A 4,538-nucleotide genomic window follows, 5' to 3' on the forward strand; every position below is an offset into this window, starting at 1 on the left:
GTCGTGCCGCGTTTGGAGGCGACGTGCCGGACGGCGGCGCCGCGGGCCGCGGCCTTGGCCGGCGACTTGGCGGGGGCCTTGACCGGAGTCTTGGCCGAGGCCTTGGCCAGGGCCTTGGCCGGCATGACACGAGCGGACTTGGCGACCTTCACCCGTTGTTCTCCTTCCCGCTCGATGGAAACAGCAGGTCCTGCCGCTCCTTGTACTCGAGGTATTCGCGCTGCGCGTATTGCAGGTTCTGCGCGAGTTCTGCGAAGCGCTTCTTGCGCACGCGCGGATCCACCGACTCGGTCCAGCGCTTGAAGATCTCGTCTTCGAACGAGCCCTGCATCTGCCAGGTGCCGAGGATCTCCTCGATCTCGCCCACCACCAGCTCGAACATCTTGATCTTGCGATCCAGGATCTCGAGCACGTAGGCCTCGATGGTGCCACGCGCCACCATGTTGATCACCCGCACCGGATGCTGCTGGCCGAGCCGGTGCACGCGGCCGATGCGCTGCTCGACGCGCATCGGATTCCACGGCAGGTCGTAGTTGATCACGATCTGGCAGAACTGAAGGTTGCGGCCCTCGCCGCCCGCTTCGGTGCTGACCAGCACCGGAAGTGTGGTGCGAAAGCGTTCGAGCGCCTCCTCTTTTTCACGCCATCCCAGCTCGCCGTGGAACACCGCGGGCTCGATGCCGATCTGTTGCAGCGCTTCGACGATCGTGTCCTGGGTGGATCGGAACTGCGTGAACACGATGCACTTCTTGGGCTGCAGCGACTGGATGCGGCGAATCAGCGAGCGCACCTTGGTCTGCTGCTGCTGAACCGCCGCCGCGCGCGCCGCCAGGGCGCGCAGACGCTTGGAGTCGAGGCCGTCGGGGTTGCGCGCCAGCTTCTCGAGTGTTGCCGCCGCCGCCGACCACGACGAGCCCATTTCCTTCTGCAACACCACCAGCGTGAAGTAGTGCGCGCGGCCGGGACCGTGTGCGTCGGCGCGTACCGACTCGGCGATGAAATCGCTGACCTGCCGATAGAGTTTGCTCTCTTCGGCGTTCTGCGTGACCGCGAGCGTCTCGACCTTCCGAGGCGGGAACGCGATGTCGGTGTCCACGCGCCGCGTGCGGATCATGACGTTCTGCAACAGCGTGCGCAGCTTGGGGGTGTTGCGGGGCGCGCGCCGATCGTGGCCGCTCAGGAAGTCGCGACGGAACTGGGAGAACGTGCCGACGGTCCCGGGGCGCACCAGCGTCGCCAGATTGAACAGCTCGCGCATGTCGTTCTGGACCGGCGTCGCCGTGAGCAGCAGCAGGTAGCGGGGATTCAGGTCGTTGATGAACTTCCAACCCAGCGTCTGATGATTCCGCAGGCGATGCGCCTCGTCGACGATCACGAGGTCGTAGTTCGCTCCGCGCACGCGGCGGCGATGGCGCTCGTGACGCGCCGTCTCGAGCGAGGAGATCACCAGCGGATGCCTCCCCCACTGCCCCGACGGGCCGCGCGAGACCACGAAGTCGAGCTCGAACTTCTCCCACAATTCCGCGCACCACTGCTCGCACAGCGAAGCCGGAACCAGCACCAGCGCGGTGCGAACCGCGCCTCTCAGCAGGTACTCCTTGAGGATGATGCCGGCCTCGATGGTCTTGCCGAGCCCCACCTCGTCGGCGAGGATCGCGCGACCATTCAGCTCGCGCATCGCCTTGAGGCACGCCTTGATCTGATGCGGAAAGCGCTCGACGCCGCGCAGCGAATCGAGCGAGATCAGCCGATCCGGCACCGCCCATCCCGCCCAGTGCTCGGCGGCCAGCCGCAGATCGAAGTGCGCAGAACTCACGACGCGCCCGGCTCGCCAGCGCTCGAGCAGGCGATCGCCCTGCGGGTGCCAGATGCGATGAGTGCCGGGGCCGCGCGAGTCCGCGAGCGTCGGCGGTCCGGGCTCGCCGGAGTCCTCGGCTGCTTCGTTGTCCCAGTCGTCGGGCGCGGTCGCGGTCGACTCGGAGGCCGCGAGACTGCCGTTCACGTCGAGGATGTCCCAGGCACGCGCGGCCGACAGCCGCCGCAGCTGGCCGTCGAATACCACCTCGAGCACTTCGCGGCCGCGATCGGTGTGGACCTCGACCACCAGTCCTTCGCCGAACTGCGGGTGGCGCAGTCGCTGCCCGATCAGGTAGCGCGGCGTGGTTACGTCCACAGGTCGAACTCCTGACCCTTCTCGGGAATGTGCACCTGGGTCGGAAGGTGCTCCTTCAATCGTGCGGCCAGCGCCTCGGCGGCCTCGAGCTCGCCATGGACCAGAAAGATGTTGCGAGGGGTCGGCTTGATCGCCGTCACCCACGCCACCAGCTCGTTCTGATCGGCGTGCGCGCTGAAGCCATCGAGCGCCGCGACCTCGGCGTGCACCTGAATCGGCTCACCGAACACGTTGACCTTCTCCACGCCGTCCTTGATTCGCCGCCCCAGCGTGCCCTGGGCCTGAAATCCGACGAACAGCACGGTGTTGCGCGGGTTGCCGAGCCCGTGCAGCAGGTGATGGAGAATGCGTCCGCCTTCGCACATGCCCGAAGCGGCCACGATGATGCACGGCTCGCGTCGGTCGTTCAGCGCACGCGACTCGTCGGGCGAAGACACGTAGCGCAGGCGCGCGAATCCGAACGGCGCGCCGCGCTCGTGTTCGAACAGGTGTCGCGTCTCGGCGTCGAACAGCTCCGGATGGCGCACGAACACGCCGGTCGCCGAGCGCGCCATCGGGCTGTCGACGAAGATCGGCACCTCGCAGACTTCGCCGCGCTCGCACAGCTTGTGGAGCGTCGCGACGAAGTCCTGAGCACGACCGACGGCGAACGACGGCACCAGCACCCGGCCACCGCGCTGCACGGTGCGCTCGACGATCTCGATCAGCTGTCGTTCGGTTTCGGCGGTGTCCTGATGCACTCGATTGCCGTAGGTGCTCTCCAGCACCAGCGCATCGATGCCTTGCAGCTGCTCCGGATCCTGAAGGATCGGGCGGTTGGCTCGACCGAGGTCGCCGCCCATCGCGAGCCGGAACTGACGACCGTTCTGCTCGAACGTGTAAGTGGTGATCGCCGATCCCAGGATATGGCCGGCGTCGAAGTACTCGACCGTGGCGCCGGGCCACAACTCCCACGGCGCGTGGTACTCGTGGGTGTCGATGCGCTCCAGCGTGGCTTCGACGTCGGCCGGAGTGTAGAGGGGCCGCCGCGGTGGACGTCCGCGCGCGTGCTTGTTGACGTGCTCGACGTCCTTCTCCTGCAGGAACGCACTGTCCGCCAGCATGAAGCGCGACAGATCCGCGGTGGCGGGCGTCATATGGATGCGGCCGCCGTAGCCGCCGGCGACCAGCGTTGGAAGATTCCCGGTGTGATCGAGATGCGCGTGTGAGACCACCATCGCGTCCAACTGCGAGGGCTCGAATGCGAAGTTCCGATTGATGCGCTCCGCTTCGTCGCGGGGCCCCTGGAAGAGTCCGCAGTCGAACAACCCGGAGCGCTCGCCCCAGAACAGGTGATGACGCGAGCCCGTCACGGTTCGAGCGGCGCCTTCGAATCGGATGCGTAGCGACGTGGCCATCAGTACCCCGCGTAGAAGATCAGCCCGAGGGCGACCTGCACGTTGTGTGCGGCCTTCCCGTCTTTGAACATCGCGTAGTAGCGCGTCGACAAGTCGATCGCGATCGAGCCGTAGCTGAAGCGTTCGATGCCGGCCCCGGCCGACAGGTACAGCGCGTCGCCCGAGAAGTCGCCCGACAGCTCGGTCTCACCGTCGTTCAGATGCACGCGCTGAGAGGCGAGTCCCGCCCCCAGCGACAGCATCGACACGTTGCGCGAGCGGGTGTTGAACATCTGATAGAAGTCGAAGCCGGTCAGGAACACGTCGAGCCGCTCGGGTGCGATCGAGTCGAAGGCGCCCGTGAACGGCTTCTCCTCGAGCACCGCGAAGCGATTGTTCTCGAACGACAGCCCGATCCCGCGCTCGTAGCGCATGCGATAGCGCAGTCGAACGGAATAGGCCGCGCCGGAGCCGAACTCCTCCCCGGCATCTCCCGCCTTGAGAAGCGTTCCGTATCCGCCCTGCACCCCGATCCCCACCTGGCCGGCGCGCGGCAACACGATGCGCGTCGCGGCCATGGCGGGGACCGCACCTGAGAGCAGCAGCACGGCGAAGACGGTACCCAGCGACTTCCTCATGAAGACTCCTTCCGATCCCGGTCGAGTGACGATCAACGGCGCGGGTGAAACGTGCGGTGCACCTCGCGCAAGTAAGCCCGGTCGACATGCGTGTAGATCGCGGTGGTGGTGACGGAGGCGTGGCCGAGCAGTTCCTGCACCACACGCAGGTCGGCTCCGCCTTGCAGGAGATGGGTCGCGAACGAGTGGCGCAGCGCGTGCGGATGCACCCGTTCGTCGATGCCGGCGGCGCGCGCGTGACCGCGCAGGATCTTCCAGAAGCCCATGCGCGACAGCGGACCGCCGCGCGCGTTCACGAACACGCGATCGTGACGCGAGCGCGCCGTGAGCTGCGGACGCCCGCGCTCGAGC

The 4,538-nt window shown here is 67.0% G+C and carries 5 protein-coding genes; all 5 read right to left on the bottom strand.

Annotated elements, in window-relative coordinates:
- Window positions 1–152 (bottom strand): transcriptional regulator (locus HOP12_09440; GenBank protein ID NOT34379.1); only part of this gene is annotated, 152 nt, incomplete at its 3' end.
- A complete protein-coding gene (locus HOP12_09445; GenBank protein ID NOT34380.1) occupies window positions 149–2,173 on the bottom strand; it encodes a DEAD/DEAH box helicase in 2,025 nt (674 codons plus the stop codon). The genes HOP12_09440 and HOP12_09445, both read right to left, overlap by 4 nt.
- Entirely contained in the window at window positions 2,164–3,570 is a 1,407-nt protein-coding gene (locus HOP12_09450; protein NOT34381.1) for an MBL fold metallo-hydrolase, read from the bottom strand. The genes HOP12_09445 and HOP12_09450 overlap by 10 nt, the downstream gene beginning before the upstream one ends.
- Window positions 3,570–4,187: an outer membrane beta-barrel protein gene (locus tag HOP12_09455; protein NOT34382.1), complete on the bottom strand. Its 618-nt coding sequence runs from the start codon at window positions 4,185–4,187 to the stop codon at window positions 3,570–3,572. The genes HOP12_09450 and HOP12_09455 overlap by 1 nt, the downstream gene beginning before the upstream one ends.
- A gap of 32 nt (window positions 4,188–4,219) precedes the next feature.
- On the bottom strand, window positions 4,220–4,538 hold a 319-nt coding region (locus HOP12_09460; GenBank protein ID NOT34383.1), incomplete at its 5' end, for a tyrosine-type recombinase/integrase.

Source organism: Candidatus Eisenbacteria bacterium (genome assembly GCA_013140805.1).
Classification (GTDB): Bacteria; Eisenbacteria; RBG-16-71-46; order RBG-16-71-46; family RBG-16-71-46; genus JABFRW01.

Coding starts and splice junctions, on each gene's coding strand:
- HOP12_09450 (NOT34381.1), bottom strand. CDS start 3,570: ATGGCCACGTCGCTACGCATCCGATTCGAAGGCGCCGCTCGAACCGTG.
- HOP12_09455 (NOT34382.1), bottom strand. CDS start 4,187: ATGAGGAAGTCGCTGGGTACCGTCTTCGCCGTGCTGCTGCTCTCAGGT.